The following is a 2,350-nucleotide window of genomic DNA, read 5'->3' as shown; positions in this document are numbered from 1 at the left end:
CCCGACAGCCGCAGCCCGATCGGAATGTTGTACGTCGAACCCGCATCCTCGAAACGGTTCAGGAACCACAACCGCTGCTGCGCGAACGACAACGGGACGGTCTCCGGCCGTGCCAGCGCCCGCAGTCCGGCGCGCGCTCCCGCCGCCCGGTCCAGCCGCTCGGCCAGGCCGGCGACGGTCGGGGCGTCGAACAGGGCGCGGATCGGCGCTTCGACGCCCAGCTCGGTACGGATCCGGCTGACCAGGCGGGTCACCAGCAGGGAGTGGCCGCCCAGGGCGAAGAAGCCGTCGTCGATGCCGACCCGCTCCACCCCGAGCACCTCGGCGAACAGGGCGCAGAGCACCCGCTCGGTCCCGGTACGCGGTGCCCGGCCGGCGGCCGCCGCGGCGAAGTCCGGGGCGGGCAGCGCGCGGCGGTCCAGCTTGCCGTTCGGATTCAGCGGCAGGGCGTCCAGCAGGACGAACGCCGCGGGCACCATGTACTCCGGCAGGGCGGCGGCCGCGTGCTCGCGCAGCGCGGCACTCCGCACCTGTGGCTCGGCCACCAGGTAGGCCACCAGGCGCTGGTCACCCGGCTGGTCCTCGCGGACCAGCACGGCGGCCTGGGCAACGCCGTCGTACCCGGTCAACACGGCTTCGATCTCGCCGAGTTCGATCCGGAAGCCACGGACCTTCACCTGGCTGTCGGAGCGGCCGAGGTAGTCCAGCCGGCCGTCCGGCGTCCAGCGGACCACGTCGCCGGTCCGGTACATCCGGGTGCCCGGCCCGCCGAACGGGTCCGGCAGGAAGCGGTCCGCCGTCAGGTCCGGGCGGTTCAGGTAGCCCCGGGCCAGGCCCGCGCCGGCCACGAAGAGCTCGCCCCGCACCCCGGCGGGCACCGGCCGCAGGCCCTGATCGAGCACGTACACCCGGGTGTTGGCGATCGGCCGGCCGATCGGGGGCGCCGCCTCGGCCGCCGTGTCGGTGTACCAGGCCGTCGCGTAGACGGTGGTCTCGGTCGGCCCGTAGACGTTGGCGACGGTGGCCCCGGGGGCGGCCGCCCGGATGGCGTCGAGGGTGTGCGCCGAGAGGCCTTCGCCCGCGAGCGCCACCATCCGGGTGTCCAGCTCCAGGCGCCCCTGTCCGACCAGGTGGGCCAGCGCGGACGGCACCCCGCTCAGCAGGCTCCCGCTCCACCGCGCGCCGTCGCCCGTGCCCTCGCGCCCGCCCTCCAGCAGGGCCAGGACGTCACGGACGATCTCGATCCGCCCACCGCTCAGCAGCGGGCCGAACATCTCGAACACCGACACGTCGAAGTTGAGCGAGGTGGCCGCCAGCACGTGCGACAGCCGCTCCGGCCCGAGCTCCGCGGCCGCCCAGGCCGCCAGTCCCGCCACGTTCCGGTGCGCCACCACGACGCCCTTGGGGCGGCCCGTCGAGCCGGAGGTGTAGATCACGTACGCCGGGTGCTCCGGCAGCAGCTCGGCCGGCCGGTCGCCGCGGGTCGGCGCCGCGCCGGGCCGGGCCGCGAGCAGTGCCTCGGTGGCCGGGTCGTCCAGCACCACCAGCGGCACCGCGCCGGCCACGGCCGCGGTCGCGGCCACCGTCACCGCGAGCGTCGGCCTGGCGTCCGCGAGCATGTAGGCGATCCGGTCGGCCGGGTAGTTCGGGTCGACCGGCAGGTAGGCAGCGCCCGACTTCAGTACGGCCAGCACCGCCACCAGCATCCCGGCCGAACGCGGAAGCGACAGCGCGACGAAGTCCTCCGGCCGCGCACCGCGGTCGATCAGCAGCCGGGCCAGCCGGTTCGCCCGGGCGTCCAGCTCCGCGTAGGTCAGCTCCTCGCCGTCGCAGACCACCGCGACGGCGTCGGGGGTGCGCCGCACCTGCGCCTCGAACAGCTCCGGCACCGTGCCCGGCGGCACCGCGAGGGCGGTGTCGTTGCGGGTGACCAGCAGCTCGTACCGCTCCTCGGCGGTCAGCAACTCGGCCTCGCCGAACGGCAGTTCCGGGTCGGCCAGGACGGCGTCCAGCAGCCTGGCCAGCCGTGCGAGCAGGGTCTCGACGCTCGCCCGGTCGAACAGGTCGGTCGCGAACTCCACACTGCCGGCGAGGCCGCCGGCGCCCTCGTCCACGAAGCTGAACGACAGGTCGAACTTGGCGACCCTGCCCACCCCCGCGAGCGGTTCGGCCTTCAGCCCGGGCAGTTCTAGGCCGTCGGCGCCGGAGCCGTCGTCGGTGAAGTTCAGCATCACCTGGAACAGCGGGTGCCGGGACATCGAGCGCGCCGGGTTGAGCACCTCCACCAGCCGCTCGAACGGCACGTCCTGGTGCGCGAACGCCGCCAGATCCGCATCCCGCACCCGACCCA

The 2,350-nt window shown here is 74.7% G+C and carries 1 protein-coding gene; it reads right to left on the bottom strand.

Annotated elements, in window-relative coordinates; all coding sequences use genetic code 11:
- A partial coding sequence (locus tag AB0K43_RS31355) for an amino acid adenylation domain-containing protein (RefSeq protein ID WP_363645804.1) occupies window positions 1-2,342 on the bottom strand: 2,342 nt, incomplete at its 3' end.
- Between the last annotated feature and the right edge of the window lie 8 nt (window positions 2,343-2,350).

This window comes from Kitasatospora sp. NPDC049258 (genome assembly GCF_040678895.1).
Lineage (GTDB): Bacteria > Actinomycetota > Actinomycetes > Streptomycetales > Streptomycetaceae > Kitasatospora.
The sequence above is the reverse complement of the archived record's forward strand: the minus strand, read 5'-3'. Positions and strand labels throughout refer to the sequence as shown.